We start from the raw sequence: 18,955 nt of genomic DNA on the forward strand, positions 1-18,955 counted from the left end.
GGAGGGCAGCGGGTTCGTCTTCGCGCCCGAGCGGGTGATGACCAACGCCCACGTCGTCGCCGGCACGGCCCGGCTCACCGTGCAGGCCGGAGCCCAATCGCTGCCGGCTCGGGTGGTGTTGTTCGACCCGCGCGCGGATGTCGCGGTGCTCGACGTGCCGGGGCTGACCGCGCCGTCGTTGCGGTTCACCGACAAGCCGTTGACGACCGACGCCGATGCGATCGCGCTCGGCTACCCGGCCGACGGACCGTTCCGCGCGACACCGATGCGCGTGCGCGGGCGGGTCAATCTGACCTCGCCGAATATCTATGGCACCGCGTCGAGCCGCCGCGAGGCCTACACGCTGCGGGGCGATATCCGCCAGGGCAACTCCGGCGGGCCGCTGATCACCCCGGAGGGCGAAGTCGCCGGGATGATCTTCGGCGCCAGCGACAAGGTCGCCGACGAGACCGGTTTCGCACTCACCGCGGGCGAGTTGCGCGAGCAGGTGGCCCGCGGCGGTGAGGCCGAGGCACCGGTCGCGACGGGCGCCTGCGTGATCAGCTGATCGGCGACCCGCGCACGACGCTCAGTCCAGCCAGTCGACGAGGAGCTTGTTGGTGCGCTCCGGCTGCTCTTCGTGCACGAAATGGCCCGCGCCGGGGACGTGCCAGTAGTCGAAGCGCGGTGCCCAGCGCTGACTCGCGGCGATCGTCGGTTCGGTGATGTAGCCGTCGTCGCGACCGCGCAGCGCGAGGACCGGGACACCCACCGGCCGGTCCATGAGTTCCATGAACCGGGCGCCGTCGGGGCGGAACTGCGAGCGGTAGGCCCACCGCTGATACTCCAGCGAGCAGTGCGCGACGCCGGGGATCTGCACCGCCTCGCGGTTGCGTGCCACCACGTCGTCGAACTCGCGGGACTCCTGCCAGCGCCGGCCTGCGCGTTTGCGGAAGTAGTCGCCGATGAAGGCGCCGTTGTCGCGGGTCAGCTGGCGTTCGCCGAACCGGGGCAACTGCTTGTAGAGGAACCCGCCGAGGAAGGCGTCGCGCTGCTGCCGGTCGCGCAGTACTGCCCTGCGCAGTGCTCGCGGGTGCGGCGAGGCGATCACGGCGATCCGCGTCACGACCGCGGGGTGCAGGGTCGCGGTGCCCCAGCAGACCAGGCCGCCGTCGGCATGGCCGACCAGCGTCGCGCTGGTGTGGCCGAGCGATCGGATCAGCCCGTGCGTGTCGCCGGCCAGCGTCCAGCCGTCGTAGCCGCGCGGAGGTTTGTCGGAGTCGCCGTATCCGCGCAGATCGACCGCGACGGCTCGATAGCCGGCCTCGGTGAGCGCACCGAGCTGGTGGCGCCAGCTCCACCAGAATTCGCCGAACCCGTGGAGCAACAGGACGAGCGGCCGGTCGGCCGGTACCCGGTCAGCCGACTCGACCGCGTGGAACCGCAGGCCGTTCGCGCGGACGTCGAAGTGGTGCCACGGCCCTTCGAGCCGGACGACGGAAGGGTCGGGTGCTGCCACGTGTCGTTAGAGGTCAGAGCCCGCGCACGGGCGGCAGCTGCGGATGCCGTGCACCACCGTCGTCGAGCGCGGGCTGTCCGGGAATCACGTCGCGCAACGCGGACACCGAGTCGATGGTCTTGCTCGGCGCCCGCATGCGGCGGAACACCAGGTAGCCGATGACCGCGGCGGCCAGCGTGATGATCAGCAGCAGCAGGAAGACGATGCCGAACGCCGCCCACCCCGGCAGCCAGATCATGAGCAGCGCGCCGAGGAAGATGAAGAAGAACAGGCTGGTGTACAGGAGCATCACGCCGGCGGCGATCAACAGGCCGGTGCCCGCCCCGGCCTTCTTCGCCTCGCGGGTGAGTTCGGCCTTCGCCAGTGCGATCTCGCCGCGGAACAGCGTCGACGCCTGCGCGGTCGCGTCCTTGACGAGGTTGCCGATGGTCGGGTCGCCACTCGGGCCGGCGTTGGGGTCCGACAGCGGAATGGCCGGTGCCGGTGCGGTCGGCCCAGGCCGCGACGACGCATGCGGACGCTGCTTTCGACGGATCACGTAGTCCCCTCCGATGATTGTTTCCCCGGCTATGTTGCCATGCCGGGCTCGATCGGGGGACTGCCTACCGTCGTCGGCTGCGGATGTTCTCGAACACCGAGGGGTCGACGAGCGTCGAGGTATCGCCGAGTTCGCGCCCCTCGGCCACGTCCTTGAGCAGTCGCCGCATGATCTTTCCCGACCGTGTCTTCGGCAGCTCGGGCACGACGTTGACCTCGCGCGGCTTGGCGATCGGGGAGATCTCGACGGCGACGTGGTTGCGCAGATCGGTCTCGAACGAGTCGGCGACAGCGGTGATCTCCTCGCGCAGGATCACGAACGCGACGATCCCCTGCCCGGTCGTCTCGTCGGACGCGCCGATCACGGCGGCCTCGGCGACATCGGGATGGCTCACGAGCGCCGATTCGACCTCCGACGTCGAGATGCGGTGACCGGAGACGTTCATGACGTCGTCGACGCGGCCGAGCACCCACAGGTCGCCGTCCTCGTCGTAGCGCGCGCCGTCGCCGGCGAAGTACCAGCCCTGCGCGGCGAACCGCGACCAGTAGGTCTCCCGGTAGCGATCGTCGTCGCCCCAGATCCCGAGCAGCATCGACGGCCACGGTTGGTCGATGACCAGGTATCCCTGTTCGCCGCGCGGTACGTCGTTGCCCTCGTCGTCGACGATGCGGACGCTGATCCCCGGCATCGGCCGCATCGCCGCGCCCGGCTTGGTGGCGGTCACGCCGGGCAGCGGGGAGATCATGCACGACCCGGTCTCGGTCTGCCACCAGGTGTCGACGATCGGGCAGCGGTCACCGCCGATGGCGTTGCGGTACCAGCGCCACGCCTCGGGGTTGATCGGCTCCCCGACGCTGCCGAGTAGGCGCAGCGACGACAGGTCATGTGCGTCGGGAATCGAGCGGCCCCACTTCATGAACGTCCGGATAAGCGTCGGCGCCATGTAGTAGATGGTCACGCCGTACTTCTCGATCACCTGGAAATGCCGATGCTCGTTGGGCGTGTTGGGCGTGCCCTCGTAGAGGATCTCCGTCGCACCGTTGGAGAGCGGGCCGTAGACGATGTAGGTGTGACCGGTGACCCAGCCGATGTCGGCGCCGCACCAGAAGACGTCGCGGCCCTCCTTGTGGTCGAACACGTTGTGGAAGGTCGAACTGGTCTGGGTGAGGTATCCGCCGGAGCCGTGGACGATGCCCTTCGGCTTGCCGGTGGTGCCGGAGGTGTAGAGCAGAAAGAGCGGGTGGTTGGAGTCGAAGAACTCCGGCTGATGCTCCGGTGACGCGTCATCGACGATGTCGTCCCACCACACGTCGCGGCCCGAGGTCCAGGGGAGATTCGGGTCGTGGTTGGTGCGCCGGACCACGACGACGTGCTCGACCGATTTCGCGGCGTCGTCGCCACTGCCGAGCGCCTCGTCGACGTTGGTCTTGAGCGGTGCCGGTTCGCCGCGACGGTACTGCCCGTCGGTGGTGACGACGAGCTTGGCCTCGGCATCGTCGATGCGCGAGCGCAGCGCGGCGGAGGAGAACCCGGCGAACACGACCGAGTGGGTGGCGCCCAGACGGGCGCAGGCGAGCATCGTGACGATCGCCTCGGGAACCATCGGCATGTAGATCGCGACCCGGTCGCCGGCGCGGATGCCGAGGTTGGTGAACGCGTTCGCCGCCTTGCACACCTCGTCCTTCAGCTGCGCGTAGGTGATGTCGCGCGAATCGCCCGGCTCGCCGACCCAGTGCAGCGCGACCCGGTCGCCCTTGCCCGCATCGACGTGGCGGTCGACGCAGTTGACCGCCACGTTGAGCTTTCCGCCGGGGAACCACTTCGCGAACGGTGCGTTCGACCAGTCCAGAACGTCGGTGAACTCCGTCTCCCAGTCGAGGCGGCGGGCCTGCTCGGCCCACCAGGCCAGGCGATCGGCCTCCGCGCGGTCGTAGATCTCGGCCGACGCATTGGCCTGGTCGACGAATTCCGGTGGGGGCGCGTACACGGCAGCGGTATCAGACATAGTTGTGAGCGTAGTCACGGCGCGCGCCGACGCGCAGCGGTGCAGCCAAGATCCGTCGGCCCGTGCAACACCGATGCAACGCAGTCGTCCGGGTGAGGCAGATCGTCTACTCGGCGAAATGTGCCAACGACAGCGAGGGCCGCTGGTTGCGCAGCACCGGCCAATTCGACGTGGCGCGCAGGAGCGGATTGCCCCACGGGCCGCGGCCCTTCGGCAGCATCACGTCGTCGACCCTGGTGATCTGCGGAATCCGCTGGGGAATCGTCGCCGCCTCGTCGACGGTCAGGGCGAACGGCATCTCGGGTGCGCGATAACGATCGGTCAGGTTCAGTCCCGAGAGCGTCTTCTTCGAGAACCATCCGGGGATCGAGTCGAACAGGAGCGAGCCGCCGCGGAATCGGGTCGCCAGGTCGCCCAACAGCGACCACACCGCATCCGGGGTGAAGTACATGAACAGACCCTCCGCGATGATCAGTACCGGCTGGTCGCCGGGAACCTCGTCGAACCAGGATCGGTCCAGCGCCGAGAACGGGCACTCGACGACCTGGTCCTCCGCGGGCAGGAGTTGCCGGCGCACGTCGATGACCGGTTCGAGATCGACGCTGACCCATCGCACCGACGGATCGCCGACGCGCCAGAAGCCGGTCTGCAGTCCCTCGCCGAGGTTCACCACCGTCGCACCCGGGTGGCGCGCGAGGTGATCGCGGACCGCGGCGTCGGCGGCGAGTGCGCGCAGCGGATGAGACTGGCTCGGCTTGCCGAATTTGTCGTAGTCGTAGTCGATGGTGTCGTAGCACTTGACGGCCAGCGGGTCGTCGATAAGCGCGTCGGGTCGCTTGGCCTCCACGGCCCTGTTGCGCAGCGTCCACAGCGTCGTCGCGGAGACTCCCTGCAGGGTGTTCCCGTCAATCGAACCGGCCACGGCGTCCTCCTAGATCGATGCTTTAGTAAGGTCAGCCTAACCCGGTTCGCTTGCCCGGGGTAAGCCGTAGTCTGTGGTCCGTGACCGAATTCCCGGGAGCCGACCATCCCCTCGCCCCGCTCGTCGAGCTGCCCGGTGTGGCCGAAGCGGCCGACCGGGCGCGCGACGCCCTCGCGGCGGTTCATCGCCACCCGGCGAATCTGCGCGGCTGGGCGTCGACGGCGATGGAGGCCTCGTGGCGCGGCGGTCGCTCGTCGGCCGCGATCGACGGCGGCAGCGTCGAACTGCGCCGCGACGGGGATTACGACGATCCGCTGCTGGCCGGTGCCATGAGGGTCGCGCAGGCGCTGGACGGCGACTCGCTCGAACAGTTGGTCGGCGTCTATCGGCGGGCGCCCGCGCAGGCGCTGGCGCGGTTGCACGTGCTCGCCGCGGCCGACATCGTCGATGACCCCGATGCGCTCGGACGTCCGCGCGAGGGTGCCGACGTGAGTGCCCGGCTCGATTTGCTCGGTCAGGTCGTCACCGCGCCGGCCACGGTGCCCGCGCCGGTGGTCGCCGCCGTGGTCCACGGCGAGTTGCTGGCGCTGGCCCCGTTCTCCGCGGCGAACGGCATCGTGGCCCGCGGCGCGTCCCGATTGGCTTGCGTGGCAACGGGTTTGGATCCGCACAATCTCGGCGTGCCGGAGGTCGGGTGGTTGAAGCGCTCAGCGGAGTACCACCGCGCGGCGTCGAGGTTCGGGGAAGGAACCGCCGAGGCGCTGGGGGAGTGGATCGTGCTCTGCTGTGCGGCATTCGAGACGGGAGCCGCCGAGGCTGCTTCGATCGCCGATGCGGCGCGTCCCCGATCGTCGTCGTAAACCCAACGCCGTATGGCGAGATCCGACACGGATTGTTGTTGGACGGTGGTGCGCAATGTTGGGGACGCGCTGGACGGCCCCCGGACAACGCGCTGCGGGCGGCGACCCGATAGTCACCGCCCGCATAGCACGGACCCAAGTTACCAAGCGTGCTTGGTGGGTTGTGTTCTCACCTCGGCGAATGGGCTTGTCGACTTCGAGAGCCGGCAATTCGCAGGTGCACAACGCTTCTGCCTCTGTAGCGGCGTGCTCCGCGTGGGTGCTTGCCGCCCGTGCTGGGAATTCCGGTCGGGAGTTCGATCCTTCTCTTCCGGGTCGGACCTGGCCTTCCGGTCTTCCGTACCTCTGTTGTACACCGTGATCTACATCACATCAAGCGTTTGATCGCTACAGATTTTCCCGACGGAATCTGTGTCCGTCTCCAGTGGGATTCGAGGGGTGCTGCGGCTTAGATTGGTGGCTTCGTTTGGTCGCTTCGTCTGTTCCCGAGTCGGCGGCGGAACCGACCGGGGGGATCAGTTGAAGGGCAGGCGTTTGCGCAGCCAGCCGTAGTAGAACACCGCTCCGATCGCCGCGACGCCGGCACCGGTCGCGGCGGACACGGCCAGCGTCCGGGGAGACGGGGTCAGGCGGTCGGTCAGCCCGACCGGACGGTCGAAGGACAGGATCGGCCACCCGTTGCCGGTGGCGATCTTACGCAGCGCGCGGTCCGGGTTCACCGCCGTCGGATGGCCCACCGCGTCGAGCATCGGCAAGTCGGTGATCGAGTCCGAGTACGCGTAGCACTCGGCGAGGTCGTAGCCGTTCTCCTTGGCGAGTTCGCGCATGGCCTCCGCCTTCGCCTCGCCGTAGCAGTAGAACTCCAGCTCGCCCGAGTAGCGGCCGTCGACGATCGCCATCCTGCTCGCGCGCACCGCGTCGACGCCGAGCATCTCGCCGATCGGCTCGACCATCTCCATGCCGGAGGCCGAGATGAGGACGACGTCGTGGCCGCGCGCCTGGTGGTTGGCGATGAGTTCGGTCGCCTCGGCGAACACCAGCGGCTCGACGATGTCGTGCAGCGTCTCGTTGACGATCGTGTTGATCTGGTCGACCGGCCACCCCCGGCACATGTCTGTGACGTGGGCGCGCAGCCGCTCGACCTGATCCTCGTCGGCTCCGGTCAGCGTGAACAGCAGTTGGGCGTACGCGGACTTGATCACCGAGCGCCGGTTGATGAGTCCTCCGGAGTAGAAGGGCCTGGTGAACGCGAGTGCGCTCGACCTGGCGATCACCGTCTTGTCCAGGTCGAAGAAGGCGGCAATGCTGCGATGCTTACCGCGGGGTCGTCCCGCGGTTCTGCCAGCGGAGGTCACGCCCCGAGAGTACGTCGTGGGTGACGCCGCCGATAGCTCACTCGCGATAAACACACTGCTCAGCGCCGCGAATACTTGCTGTTGCAAACGTTGCTGGCGCGCGCGTATAGTGTGTGGCAACCCGGCAATAGCCGGGATTTTCAGCCCGACCCCCCGGGGCTGAAAAGTGACGACCCCGGCCTTCTCCCCCCATTGGCCGGGGTTGTCCTCTGTTTACGGGACGGTGTCGGACCGCGGTCCGCTTGAATGCCCGCCACATCGCATGGTGTTTCTCTCCCTCACGATTACTTAGACGCATCGGCGCGGCGATCGGTTCCATCGAGTTTCTCGGCGCTCGCACGACGGCGCGCTGCGCCACTTTCTGACAGCGCTCGTTGCTCGATTCCGGCCCGTGTGCCGCCGGACCTCAGTAGGTTGCTGGAAACGCAGGCGATAGGAGGGGTCATGGTAGGACAGGTCAGACGTCGCAGAGGGCCGTTGCTCGCGGCGCTCCTCGCCGCGGCGACCGCGCTGGTGGTCACCATGGCCGCGGCACCGACGGCGAGTGCCGCGCCGCAGTACCGGGAGGACTTCAACTTCTTCGCCGGCATTCCGTACGAGCTCACCGACCACGGCGGCTCGTTGCCCGGGACCAACAAGCCCAACTGCAAGCCGACCGCCGCCCGACCGCGACCTGTCATTTTGGTCCATGGCACCGGTGGCGGGCAGCAGACGAATTGGGGTGCCTACGGCGCGTTCCTCGCCAACCGCGGCTTCTGCGTCTACGCGCTGACGTATGGCGCGCTGCCTCTGCCGTGGCCCTTCACCGCCGTCGGCGGCATGCTGCCGCAGCAGGGCTCGGCCCGCGAGCTGGCGTCGTTCGTCGACCGGGTCTTGGCGCGCACCGGCGCGCAAACCGTCGATCTGGTCGGACACTCGCAGGGCACGCTGATGCCGACCTACTACCTGAAGCACCTCGGTGGAGCGGCGAAGGTGACGAACTACGTGTCGCTGGCGCCGGTGTGGCAGGGCACGATGGGTTCGCTCATGGTTCCGGTGTCGAAGTTCCTGGGCAGCCTGGGCGTGCAGGACCGGTGGGTGCCGGTGTGTCAGGCGTGCGGTCAGATGCTTCCCGGCGCGGAGTATCTGGAAAAGATCTGGGCCGGCGGCTCGCCGTATGTGAAAGGTGTCAACTACACCAATATCGCGACCAGGTTCGACGAACTCGTGGTGCCCTACACCAGCGGGTTGGTACCGGCTCGTCGGCCGGGGGAGAAGGTGCGCAACATCGTCGTGCAGGACTCCTGCGCGCAGGATTACAGCGATCACATGGCGATCGCCGGTTCGCGGCGGGTGGCCCACATGGTGCTGAACGCGCTCGACCCGCAACGCCGGGTCAAGGTGCCGTGCACGTTCGTTCCCCCATTCACCGGGTAACCGCTAGCCGTCGGCGACCTGCGCCGACATGACCGTGCGGATCGACTCGAAGATCCCGTCTGCGGTCACGCGCGGGTCGATGACGTTGCGCACCGCGATGCCGAACGCCATGTTCAGGATCATCTCGGCGACGTTCTCGGCGGCGAAAGGGCCGGTCGACGGGACGGGGAGCCGCTCGGCGATCAGCGGAGCGAGGCCGTTGACGGCCTCGCGGTTGCGATCTCCCTCGGTGGCGACCAGCTCGTCGTCGCCGCGGATGGAGAGTGCGAACTCCAGCTCCAGGCGCGGCCATCCGGAGTCGAGCAGGCGGTTGCACCACGTGTGCAGCCGATCGATGACGTCGGCGTCGGCGGGCGCCGCCAGGATGTCGGCCAGCTCGTCCTGACACTCCTGCTGTAGGTCGGCCAGCACCTCGAGGGTCAGCTGCGCCTTGCTGGTGAAGTTCGAGTAGAAGGCTCCGGTGGTGAAGCCGGCCTCCTCGGCGATGGACGCGATGGATGCGGCCGTGTACCCCTCGTCGAGAAGCATCTGCCGACCGATCTCCTTGATCCTCCGACGTGTCTGGGCCTGAGCGACCACCCGTGAATTGCTTGCCACGAGAGGACACGATACCGCCCTCGGTCTTGTCGTCGAAGCATGTGAATAGTACGGTTATCTCAAATAATCCTATTATCTAGGAGTCTGCGTGACTGAGATACGACTGCAAGAACGTGTTGCCCTGCAGGTCGTGGGGCCGCCGATGGAGTACCGCGCCGAGCGGATTCGCGATGCGGTGAACGGCAAGGTCGTCGTCATCACAGGTGCATCGTTCGGACAGGGCGAGGCGACCGCACGTCTGCTCGCCGCCCATGGCGCTACGGTGGTGATCGCGGCGCGTACCCGCGAGCGCCTCGATGAGATCGCCGCCGAGATCGTCGCCGCCGGCGGACGGGCGCACCCGTACGTCGTCGATATGGGAGACACGGCCGCGGTGGACCGGTTCGCCGCGGCACTCCTCGACGACTTCGATCGGATCGACATCCTGATCCACAACGCCGGAAAGTCGCTGCGCCGGTCCGTTTTCCGCAGTGCTCAGCGGCCACAGGACATGGATGCGATGGTCGGAGTCAACTTTCTGGGACCGATGCGGCTGACGCTCGCGCTGCTGCCGAGGCTGCGCGAGCAGGGCGGAGCGCACATCGTCAACGTCGCCACCGCCGGACTGCTCATGCCCAATGCTCCGCGGTGGGGCTTCTACATCGCCTGCAAAGACGGTTTCGACAAATGGATCCGGTCGGTCGCGATGGAGTCGCGCAAGTATGGGATCACCGTCACCAGTCTGTACGCCGGTCACATCAAGAGCCGGATGGTGGCCACCGGGTGGGTGGCCGCGATGCCCGGGCACACCCCGGCGCAGGCCGCGCGCACCGTGGCCTACGCGATCACCCATCGCCCCCGTGCGATGCGGCCGCGCGGGCTGGGGCTCCTGAATGTGGCGAGCACGGTCTTCGAAGCTCCGCTGGAAGCCGCGCTGGCCCTCGTCGATCGACGTTCGGGCGAGACCTCGGCCTCCTATGCCGCGTTCGCCGCGGCCATGGCCAAGGACGAGATCGCTGATGGCGCGGATAAGACGGTGCGAGTGTGAGGGACGCAGCGGTGTCGTCGGTTCGGGGCGACGGCAGACAGTGGCTCGGGGCGGCGGCCGCGATCGTGGGCTCGGGGATGCTGGCGCCGCCGGGACCGCGAACGGCGGCAAGACTGCTGCGCGCCGTCTACCGGTTCGGGGCGACTCCCGCGACCTTGCTCGGCGTATCGGCTGCCCGCTACCCGGATCGGGCCGTCGTCGTCGACGAGTTCGGTGCGCTCAGCTACCGGCAGGCGTTGGACGCCTCATCGGCCGTCGCCGCCGATATTCGCGGCGCGGGTTGCGGTCCGGGGGGTGCGGTCGGAATCCTGTGCCGCAACCACCGCGGCTTTCTCGTCGCACTGGCGGCCGCCGCCCAAACCGGCGCCGACGTCGTGTTCATCAATACCGAGATGCCGGCCCACCAGCTGGCGGCGTTGCTGACCCGCCATCGCCTGGACGTGCTGATTCACGACGCCGAATTCAGTGCGGCCATCGCCGACGCGGGATGGTCCGGCCACCAGATTCTCGCCGATCCTGACGCCGCCGGACGGTCGTTGTGGTCGATAGCGCAGGATCCGCCGGAGCCGATCGCCCCTTGCCGTCGCTCGGGGCAGATGGTGTTGCTGACGTCGGGCACCACCGGACTGGCGAAGGGCGTGCCACGCCGGATCGGCCCGTGGGCAATAGTCCAGCTCGCCGCCACCGGTGTCGCGCACGCGGACTTGAAACCCGGCGACGTCGCCTACGTCGGGCCACCGTTCTTCCATGGTTTCGGTCTCCTCGCGGCGATCGGCGTCGTGGCCGTCGGCGGCACCGTCGTGTGCCGCCGACGCTTCGACCCCGAAGCGGTACTCGACGATCTGCGCGCGAATCGGGTCACCGTGCTGGTGGCCGTTCCGGTGATGCTGCAGCGCCTCGTCGCGGTACCGGACCTCCGACGCAAGGCGGCCGGCATCGAGTTGCGGCTGGCGATCACCGGCGCCGCCCCCATCACGACGTCGACCGTCCGGCGGTTCCAGCGCGCCTTCGGCGAGATCCTGGTCAACGCGTACGGGTCTACCGAGGCCGGCGTCGTATCCATTGCCTCCCCGGCCGACCTCGCGCGGGAACCGGGGGCCGCGGGACGACCGGGACTCGGCGTGTCCGTCCGGATTGTCGACGCCGACGGCCAGGCCGTTCCCGTCGGCAGTACGGGCCGCATCGTCGTGCGAGGACCACTCGACTACGACGGCTATACGCCTGACCCCGTGGTGCGGCTCCAAGCCAAGGCCGTGGTCGACGGCCATGTCGACACCGGCGACCTCGGTCACGTCGATGCTGCCGGGCTGCTCTTCGTCGACGGGCGATCCGACGACATGGTGGTCTCCGGTGGGGAGAACGTCTTCCCGCGCGAGGTCGAGGACGTGCTCACCGCGATGCCCGACGTCACCGACGCCGTGGTGGTGGGTGTGGACGACGACGAGTTCGGACAGGTTCTCCATGCGTACCTCGTCGTCGCCGACGAGTTCACCGACGACCAGTTGAGAAACGCGCTCCGCGAGCGGCTTGAGCGATACAAGGTGCCGAAGGCGTTCATCCGCGTCGAGGCCATACCTCGCAACGCCGCGGGAAAGGTGCTGCGGGCAGAGCTCGGCGACCAGGCGCGGGGAATCGCGCGAACAAGACGGGCGGGGGATTGATCATGGTGGCTGAACGGACGACCCGACCGGGGCGGCTGGTCGATCATCGGCCCGCGCGTGCGTTGTTGCTCCCCGGCGTGCGGCTGCGGGCGCGCGCCTGGCACATCCGGTACACGACGACATCGGCCACCGGGGATCCGATCGAGGCCACCGGCACCGTGCTGATTCCGACTCGCCGCCCGGCGACGGCCCTGATCGGCTACGCGGTCGGCAGTCAGGGGCTCGCCTCACGGGCCGCGGCGCTGTCGGCGCAGCTGAGCTACGGTCTGGAATACGAGGCCGGGTCGCTGGCGGTGGCGTTGCGCCACGGGTGGGCACTGGCGCTTCCGGACTATCCTGGTCTCGGCGACGGCGGCGGAACCACACATCCGTACGTCGTCGGCCGTGCCCTCGGGCCGGCGGTGCTCGATTGCATCCGCGCAGCACGCGAATTGCCCGACGTCGGTCTCGACGAGCTGCCGGTGGCGATCACCGGGTACTCGGAAGGAGGATGCGCGGCGGGGTGGGCGCTTGAGTTGCAGCCCCGCTACGCCCCGGAGCTGCCGCTCGTCGCCGGTGCGGCGGGCGGCGTGCCCGCGGATCTGTCGGCGCTCTACGAGTTCCACGAACGAAGCGCCTTCTCCTTCCTTCTGATGTACACGCTGCTCGGGCTGGGCAGCGCCTACCCCGACCTCGAAGTGGACCGCTTCCTCACCCGGCGCGGCCGACTGCTCGCCCGGTTCTTCCGCCGTACCCATCTGCTCGTGGCGATCCTTGCGGGCTTCTTCCTCACCTCGTGGCGCGACATCCGCAAGTTCGCCGACCCGTCGCCGTTCGAGGACCCGGAGGTGCGTCGCCGTATCGACGAGAACCGGCTGGGGAGTGCGGCACCGGGGGTCCCGGTCCTGGTCGGTGCTGCGACGTGGGATCAGGCGATCGCGTATCCACAGCTCGCCCGGCTCGCCAGGGATTGGGAGGCCGCGGGAGGCGACGTCGAGTTCGTGTCGTTCCGCCACCAAGAGCACATCCTGGGCGGGATCTCCTTCTTCCGGGTGGCCTACCGGCATCTGGCGCGGCATCTGGACGCCGCGCCCGCCGATCCACTCGCGGACGCCGGGTAGCCGTCTCGCCGCTTGCCTAGCGCCAAAATCATCCGCCACACGCGGTGACGTGGTCATAGTGACCACGGCGGCGCGCTACGACGACGAATTTGTTCGGCGTTCCGTAATCCACAGTTCCGCGGTGTCCACAGGTTCGTGCGAATGAGGTGTGCGTAGGCGTCTCGACGTCGCGGCACCGGGCAAGACTGAGCGCATGAGCGAGCTGCTGATGCTGGTCGGAGCCGAGCTGGCCGATGACGTCGGCCGTTGTGCGGTGGCTGCCGGGTACTCGGTCGTCGCCGGCGATGTCGGCGACGACGGTGGCGAGTGGCTCAAGGCTGATGCGGTGGTGGTCGACGCGGATTCCGTCGACCGGCTGGCGGGGTCGTCCGTTGTACGGCGTCGTGGTGTGTTCCTGGTGTGTCTGCACGGCGCACCGCCGGGCGTGTGGCAGGACGCCCTGGTCATCGGCGCGAGCGGGGGGTTTGAGCTCCCCGCCGAGGAGGAGGGCCTGGTCGCCGCGCTGACCGACCTTCAGTCGCCGCAGAGCTACGACGGCAGGGTGCTCGCGATTCTGGGCGGGCACGGCGGTGCGGGTTCGACGACGCTATCGGCCGCGACCGGGTTGGCGGCAGCACAGTCGGGCGCCGGGCGGGTGCTGCTGATCGGCCCCGACGAGGTCGGTGCCGGTATCGACTTGATGCTCGGGATCGAGGGCGCGACCGGTCCACGAGCGCGCGACCTGAACGTGGTCGGCGGACGGCTCAGTCATACCGCGCTGCACGAGGCCCTCCCGCACGCTCACCGGTCGCTGGCCGTGCTGGCGGCGGGTGCCGGATCGGAGCGGCCGTTGCGTGCCGAATCTGTGCTGGCGGCGGTCGACGCCGGGCGTTCGGGCGGCGACCTTGTGATCGTCGACGTGCCTCGTACTCAACCGGGACTGCAGCGGGAGCTGTTGCGTCGCGCAGATCTGATCGTGCTGCTGAGTCAGGGCATCCTTGCGGCCATCGCCGCGACGCGCGCCACCCGGGAGAATCTCGCTGTCCCGCGCGGCCAGGTGGAGCTGGTGTTGCGCGGCCCCGCCCCCGGCGGCATTCCGCCAGTCGAGATGGCCGCCGCCGTCGGCGTCCCGCTGCTCGACTGCTACCGCAGCGATCCGTCGCTGGCCGCTCGAATGGAAACCCGCCCGCTGAGCCCGGGATCCCGCAGCCCGCTGGGCCGTATCGCGCGGCGAATCTGCGAGCGTCTCGACGAGGTGGCGTCGTGAGCATGCCGGCCGTGGACCCCGCACTGGTCGATCGGGTACGCGAGCGGTTGGCTGCCGAAGCGGGCGGCGGAACTCCGGCGCCGACGATCGAATCGATGGCGGCGGCGATCCGCGCCGAGTCGGGCGGGGTGCTGGGAGACACCGACCTCCTGACCACCCTGCGCTATCTGCAGACCGAGTTCGTCGGTGCCGGGCCGCTCGAGGAATTGCTCGCCGATCCAGAGGTGACCGACATTCTCGTCGTCGGCCCGGAGTCGGTCTGGGTGGACCGCGGTGGCGGCCTGCAGGCGGTACCCATCTCCTTCCCCGACGACGCCGCGGTGCGACGACTCGCCGCGCGGCTCGCGTCGGGCGCCGGCCGTCGGCTCGACGACGCCCAGCCGTGGGTCGACGGCCAGCTCAGCGACATCGGACGCCACGGCGCAGCGGTGCGCCTGCACGCGGTCATTCCACCGATCGCCGTCGACGGCACGTGCCTCTCGTTGCGCGTCCTACGGCCCGCCGGTCAGGACTTCGCCTCTCTCGTGGCCCGCGGGGCGCTCCCGACGCAGGTGCGCGACCTCGTCGTCGACATCGTCACGAAGCGGTTGGCATTCCTGATCGCCGGTGGCACCGGGACGGGCAAGACGACATTGCTCAACAGCCTGCTCGGCATCGTCGACCGCCAGGAACGGATCGTCTGCGTCGAGGACGCGCCCGAACTGGCTCCCCAGCATCCGCACGTCGTCCGATTGGTCGCCCGCGCCGCGAACGCCGAGGGGGCCGGCGAGGTGCCGTTGCGGACGCTGGTACGGCAAGCGCTGCGGATGCGTCCGGACCGGATCGTCGTCGGGGAGGTGCGCGGAGCCGAGGTCGTCGACCTTCTCGCCGCGCTCAACACGGGACACGATGGAGGTGCCGGCACCGTGCACGCCAACTCGGCTGCTGAAGTGCCGGCGCGTCTGGAGGCGCTCGCCGCGCTGGGCGGTCTGGGTCGGGCAGCACTTCACAGTCAACTCGCCGCAGCTGTCCAAATCGTCTTCGTCCTCGGCCGCGACCGGCGGGGTAATCGGGGCGTGACTCAGATCGGGTTGGTCGGCAGAGACGACTCCGGGCTGGTGTCGATCACGCCGGTATGGCTGCGGGACAAGGGCTTTCAGCCGACACTGCCACGGCTGCACGAGCTACTCGCGGAGCGGTCATGACAGCGTTGACGTTGATCCTGGGCGCGGCCGCCGTGTTGATCGCGCCACGTCCACAGGCTCATTTCCGGTTTTGGGCGGTGTTCGGAGCTGGTCCCGCTCCCGCGGTCTCCCGAGATCCGCGGCACTGGTCGGTGCTGATGGCCGCCGCCACTGTCGCGTTCTCGGCGCTGACCGGATCGGTCACCGTGGTGATCGCCTGCGGCATTGCCGCCGCCACCGGGGTGTGGCTCGCGCGGCGAGCGCTCGGCAGGCAGTCGGATCGTCGGCGAGACGGGTCGACCGTGCAGGCCCTCACCGTCGTCGGTGCCGAGTTGTCGGTCGGCGCTCCTACCGCGGCCGCGTGTGCGGTCGCCGCGTCGGAGGTCCTCGCCGACGACCCGAACTCGCGGGTGGGCCGAGACCTGTCGGCGTTGGCCGCTCGCATTCAGCTCGGCGGCGAAGTCGTGCCATCGGCGGCCGGAGCCGTGCGCGGGATCGCGCAACTCTGGTCGGTGGCAGCACGACATGGATTGCCGTTGACCGAACTGCTTGCCGCGAAGCGGGCCGATCTCGTGGCGCGGCAGCGCTTCGAGCGGCACACGCAGGCGGGACTCGCGGGTCCGCGTGCCACGTCGCGCGTCCTGGCGTTGCTGCCGCTGTGCGGCGTCGTGCTTGGCCAAGCGATCGGAGCCGACCCGGTCGGCGTGCTCCTCGCAGGCGGCATTGGTTCGGTTCTGCTGGTGGTAGGCGTCGGGCTGGCCGTGGTGGGTGTCGTGTGGTCCGAGACGATCGTCGACCGGGTGCTCAAGTGAGTGCGACACTGATCCTCCTGGCTGGTGCCCTTCTCGCCGCACCGCCGCCGGTCTGGCCGCTGTGGCGTCTGCGGACCGAGCAGCCGGCGAGCCCGATCGTTCTCATCGAGACGGACGGGCCGATGGCCGACGCGGCCGCCTATGACCTGCTCGCGGTGTGCCTGCGTGCCGGACTGTCGACCGCAGGTGCGACGGCGGTCGTCAGCGAGTCATGCCCCGAGCGTTTGGCGGCACCGTTGCGGCGCGTGGCGGAACTGTTGGCGCTGGGCACCGAAGCGTCTGTCGCCTGGAGCCGCGGGATCGGTGACGAGCCGCGGTTGGCCGACTTGGCCGCGCTCGTGCGGCGCAGTTCGACATCGGGGGCCGCATTCGCCGACGGGCTCGACGGTCTGGCGGCGCAACGGCGCGATGAGGCGCAGGCGACGGCGTTGGCCGCGGCCGAACGGGCGGGGGTGCAGATCAGTGGTCCGCTCGGCCTGTGCTTCCTGCCGGCGTTCGTCTGCCTGGGCATCGCGCCGGTGGTGATCGGCTTGGCGTCGTCGGTGCTCGGCGGTGTGTGAGGACTTCGGCTCGAAGGGCGAGCCGCGGGAGGGGGATGTCATGACACGGATGAGTCGGTTCTTTCGGGGACTGATGGTCGACGATTCGGGGATGAGCACGGTGGAGTACGCGATCGGCACGATTGCGGCCGCCGGTTTTGGGGCGTTGCTCTACACGGTGATCACCGGTGACAACATCGTCAGCGCGTTGACGAACATCATCGCCAAGGCGCTGTCGACCTCGGTGGGGTGAGGTGCCCGGCAAGCCGGGCCGGCTTCGGCGGATGCTGCGCGACGACAGCGGAATGGCCACGGTCGAGGCCGCGTATGCGATCGCCGCGATCAGCGTCGTGCTGATCGCGTGCCTGGGCGGCCTCGGTGCCATCACGTCGGCGCTCCGGTGCACCGACGCGGCGCGTGAGGTCGCCCGGCTCACCGCTGCCGGCGACGCTCGTGCGCGTGAGGTGGGAGCCGCGGCTGGACCGTCCGGCGCGCGGATCACGGTGACACGCAAGGGCGAGCAAGTCGTCGTCCTCGTCGAAGCCGATGCGCCGCTCCTGCCGCTGCTCACCGTGAGCGGCCGGGCTGTGGCGCTGATGGAACCCGAGGGGGAGGACGCTGATGAGCCGCGGCCGTCGACCGACGGCGGCTGATTCTTGTCCGCTCGGCGGAGGCGATCGAGCGTCAGGTGGGCAGCGGTCGAGACTGTGCCGCCTGGTCGGCGACGAGGACGGATCGGCGACCGTGGTCGGGGTCGCGGTCGTGGCGTGTCTGGTCGCGGTGACGATAGCGCTGGCCCATGTCGGGACCGCGGTGTTGGCGCGGCATAGAGCCGCTTCGGCCGCCGACCTGTCCGCGCTGGCGGCGGCCTCCGTGTTGCTGGGCGGCTCCGCCGACCCCTGCGCCACGGCGACCCGGATCGTGCGGGCGCAGGGCTACTCGCAGATGCGCATCGACTCCTGCGTCATCGATGGCGAGGACGTCGTGGTCGAGGTCGCGCTGCCGGTCGGGTTGGGGCGCTTCGGAGTGCGGACCGCCCGTGCTCGCGCGCGGGCGGGTCCCGTCGGCTCGTGAGGGCGATCGGTCAGGCAACGCTGACCCGACCAGACCTGGCATGTCAGTGGATTGCCGACTCTCGCGCGAATATGCGCAATAGTAAATTATATGCAATGATCAAACACAACCGCCATTTGTTGAAGCAAAGTTGGGATGTGCTTGAGAGTGGGAACGACGCGCGGCCAATGCTCACCCGCGCGGTCCCTCCGAGCAGGATCTCGACAGGAAGAATTCGATGAGCAACCCGAACACCGACACCGACGTGATCGACCTGGTGCGTACCGACGACGACCAAGTCACCGAGCGGCCACCGGTCTGGGCGACAGAGCCGACGGTATCGACTGAACCGGCGACTAGTGCCGGTGTCCCGGTCGGCACCTTGATGTTCTGGCTGGCCGGGTGTGTGCTGTTGGTGGTCGCGGCCTTGTGCTTGCCGCGTCTGTCTGAGTGGGCCGGCCGCTATGGCAGCATCCCGGTGTTCCTCGGGTTCTTCCTGGTCATGTCACTGGCCGGGCGCTGGTTCTGGGCCGGCACCGACGCGATCGTCTCCGCCATCCGAGGCAAAGCATGACCACTACCGCGCCCGAGGCGACCGTCGTGACCAGCAACCAAGCCAAGAATCCGCGACGCTGGCGGTGGCTGGCGGGACTGGTCGCTGTTCTGTTGATTGCCGGAGCCGGACTGGGTGTCGTCTTCGCGGTGGTGTCCGGTGGTTCGGGTACCGCGCACGCCGACGCCCTGTGCGATCAGATGCGTCTAGAACACGGCCCGCATTGGCCATGCATCAATGTCCCCACTTACACCCCGCAGCCGACGCAGAACACGCCGCCACCCACCGGTACTTCGCCGGGCGCACCGGGTAGCGGACCGAACGCCGGCGGTTCTCCCGGTCCCGGACCGGGTACGGGGAATGGGACTCCGATCATTCCGGTGCCCGGCTACCGGGCACCTGGGTTGCCTGGCCAACGGCCGCCGCAGCAGAACGGGCAGCGGCCCGCACCACCGAACACTGGCCAACCTGCACCGCCGCGGTTACCTCGGCCCGCTCCGCAGCCACCGACCCCACCGCGGGTGCAGCAGCCTGCGCCCCCGACACCGGCCACGGTGCCCGGTCCGGCATTGTCACCGGCAGCGCCCTTGACCGAGTCGGGTTCGATCCT

General features: G+C 69.0%; 20 protein-coding genes. 14 read left to right on the plus strand and 6 right to left on the minus strand.

The annotated features are described in order from the left end of the window. The coding region (locus tag GOARA_RS05380) for a MarP family serine protease (protein ID WP_040521847.1) at window positions 1–547 on the plus strand (547 nt) is incomplete at its 5' end. Window positions 548–568: 21 nt separating this feature from the next. Here GOARA_RS05380 and GOARA_RS05385 read toward each other — a convergent pair. From GOARA_RS05385 to GOARA_RS05400, 4 genes are all read right to left on the minus strand, one after another. Further along, a complete protein-coding gene (locus tag GOARA_RS05385) occupies window positions 569–1,498 on the minus strand; it encodes an alpha/beta fold hydrolase (RefSeq protein WP_007321304.1) in 930 nt (309 codons plus the stop codon). Between the two features lie 13 nt (window positions 1,499–1,511). Then, window positions 1,512–2,036 carry a phage holin family protein gene (locus tag GOARA_RS05390; protein WP_007321305.1) on the minus strand — a complete coding sequence of 175 codons (525 nt, stop codon included), beginning with the start codon at window positions 2,034–2,036 and terminating at the stop codon, window positions 1,512–1,514. Window positions 2,037–2,100: 64 nt separating this feature from the next. Beyond that, complete coding sequence (gene acs / locus GOARA_RS05395; protein WP_007321306.1) at window positions 2,101–4,041, minus strand: acetate--CoA ligase; 1,941 nt, start codon at window positions 4,039–4,041, stop codon at window positions 2,101–2,103. 106 nt (window positions 4,042–4,147) lie between these two features. Further along, entirely contained in the window at window positions 4,148–4,963 is an 816-nt protein-coding gene (locus GOARA_RS05400; RefSeq protein ID WP_007321307.1) for a class I SAM-dependent methyltransferase, read from the minus strand. Between the two features lie 80 nt (window positions 4,964–5,043). Here GOARA_RS05400 and GOARA_RS05405 point away from each other — a divergent pair, with 80 nt between their 5' ends. After that, on the plus strand, window positions 5,044–5,823 hold the full coding sequence (locus tag GOARA_RS05405; RefSeq protein WP_007321308.1) for a hypothetical protein: 780 nt from the start codon (window positions 5,044–5,046) through the stop codon (window positions 5,821–5,823). A 515-nt stretch (window positions 5,824–6,338) separates the two neighbouring features. Here GOARA_RS05405 and GOARA_RS05410 read toward each other — a convergent pair. Continuing rightward, a complete protein-coding gene (locus GOARA_RS05410) occupies window positions 6,339–7,178 on the minus strand; it encodes an HAD family hydrolase (protein WP_007321309.1) in 840 nt (279 codons plus the stop codon). Window positions 7,179–7,622: 444 nt separating this feature from the next. Here GOARA_RS05410 and GOARA_RS05415 point away from each other — a divergent pair, with 444 nt between their 5' ends. Beyond that, complete coding sequence (locus GOARA_RS05415; RefSeq protein ID WP_007321310.1) at window positions 7,623–8,594, plus strand: esterase/lipase family protein; 972 nt, start codon at window positions 7,623–7,625, stop codon at window positions 8,592–8,594. 3 nt (window positions 8,595–8,597) lie between these two features. Here GOARA_RS05415 and GOARA_RS05420 read toward each other — a convergent pair whose 3' ends face one another. Continuing rightward, window positions 8,598–9,191 (minus strand): TetR/AcrR family transcriptional regulator, encoded by a 594-nt coding sequence (locus GOARA_RS05420; protein ID WP_245548360.1) that lies wholly within the window; start codon window positions 9,189–9,191, stop codon window positions 8,598–8,600. 88 nt (window positions 9,192–9,279) lie between these two features. Here GOARA_RS05420 and GOARA_RS05425 point away from each other — a divergent pair, with 88 nt between their 5' ends. The 11 genes from GOARA_RS05425 (at window position 9,280) to GOARA_RS05475 (ending at window position 18,366) form a co-directional block, all read left to right on the plus strand. After that, on the plus strand, window positions 9,280–10,218 hold the full coding sequence (locus tag GOARA_RS05425; RefSeq protein WP_007321312.1) for an SDR family NAD(P)-dependent oxidoreductase: 939 nt from the start codon (window positions 9,280–9,282) through the stop codon (window positions 10,216–10,218). Further along, complete coding sequence (locus GOARA_RS05430) at window positions 10,215–11,879, plus strand: AMP-binding protein (RefSeq protein WP_007321313.1); 1,665 nt, start codon at window positions 10,215–10,217, stop codon at window positions 11,877–11,879. Before GOARA_RS05425 ends, GOARA_RS05430 begins: the two co-directional genes overlap by 4 nt. After that, entirely contained in the window at window positions 11,876–12,979 is a 1,104-nt protein-coding gene (locus GOARA_RS05435) for a lipase family protein (protein WP_007321314.1), read from the plus strand. The genes GOARA_RS05430 and GOARA_RS05435 overlap by 4 nt, the downstream gene beginning before the upstream one ends. Before the next feature lie 193 nt (window positions 12,980–13,172). Beyond that, entirely contained in the window at window positions 13,173–14,225 is a 1,053-nt protein-coding gene (gene ssd / locus GOARA_RS05440; RefSeq protein ID WP_040521852.1) for a septum site-determining protein Ssd, read from the plus strand. 2 nt (window positions 14,226–14,227) lie between these two features. Next, a complete protein-coding gene (locus GOARA_RS05445) occupies window positions 14,228–15,409 on the plus strand; it encodes a TadA family conjugal transfer-associated ATPase (protein WP_007321316.1) in 1,182 nt (393 codons plus the stop codon). Then, window positions 15,406–16,200 (plus strand): type II secretion system F family protein, encoded by a 795-nt coding sequence (locus GOARA_RS05450; protein WP_040521854.1) that lies wholly within the window; start codon window positions 15,406–15,408, stop codon window positions 16,198–16,200. The genes GOARA_RS05445 and GOARA_RS05450 overlap by 4 nt, the downstream gene beginning before the upstream one ends. Next, entirely contained in the window at window positions 16,197–16,760 is a 564-nt protein-coding gene (locus GOARA_RS05455) for a type II secretion system F family protein (protein WP_007321318.1), read from the plus strand. Before GOARA_RS05450 ends, GOARA_RS05455 begins: the two co-directional genes overlap by 4 nt. Before the next feature lie 40 nt (window positions 16,761–16,800). Beyond that, complete coding sequence (locus tag GOARA_RS05460; RefSeq protein WP_040521860.1) at window positions 16,801–16,992, plus strand: DUF4244 domain-containing protein; 192 nt, start codon at window positions 16,801–16,803, stop codon at window positions 16,990–16,992. A gap of 1 nt (window position 16,993) precedes the next feature. Further along, on the plus strand, window positions 16,994–17,392 hold the full coding sequence (locus GOARA_RS05465) for a TadE family type IV pilus minor pilin (RefSeq protein WP_007321320.1): 399 nt from the start codon (window positions 16,994–16,996) through the stop codon (window positions 17,390–17,392). Continuing rightward, complete coding sequence (locus GOARA_RS05470; protein WP_083834789.1) at window positions 17,361–17,813, plus strand: Rv3654c family TadE-like protein; 453 nt, start codon at window positions 17,361–17,363, stop codon at window positions 17,811–17,813. Before GOARA_RS05465 ends, GOARA_RS05470 begins: the two co-directional genes overlap by 32 nt. A 217-nt stretch (window positions 17,814–18,030) precedes the next feature. Beyond that, the gene (locus GOARA_RS05475; protein WP_007321322.1) at window positions 18,031–18,366 is read left to right on the plus strand and encodes a hypothetical protein; all 336 of its coding nucleotides are present in this window, start codon (window positions 18,031–18,033) and stop codon (window positions 18,364–18,366) included. The last annotated feature ends 589 nt before the right edge of the window (window positions 18,367–18,955 follow it).

Source organism: Gordonia araii NBRC 100433 (genome assembly GCF_000241265.1).
Taxonomy (GTDB): domain Bacteria; phylum Actinomycetota; class Actinomycetes; order Mycobacteriales; family Mycobacteriaceae; genus Gordonia; species Gordonia araii.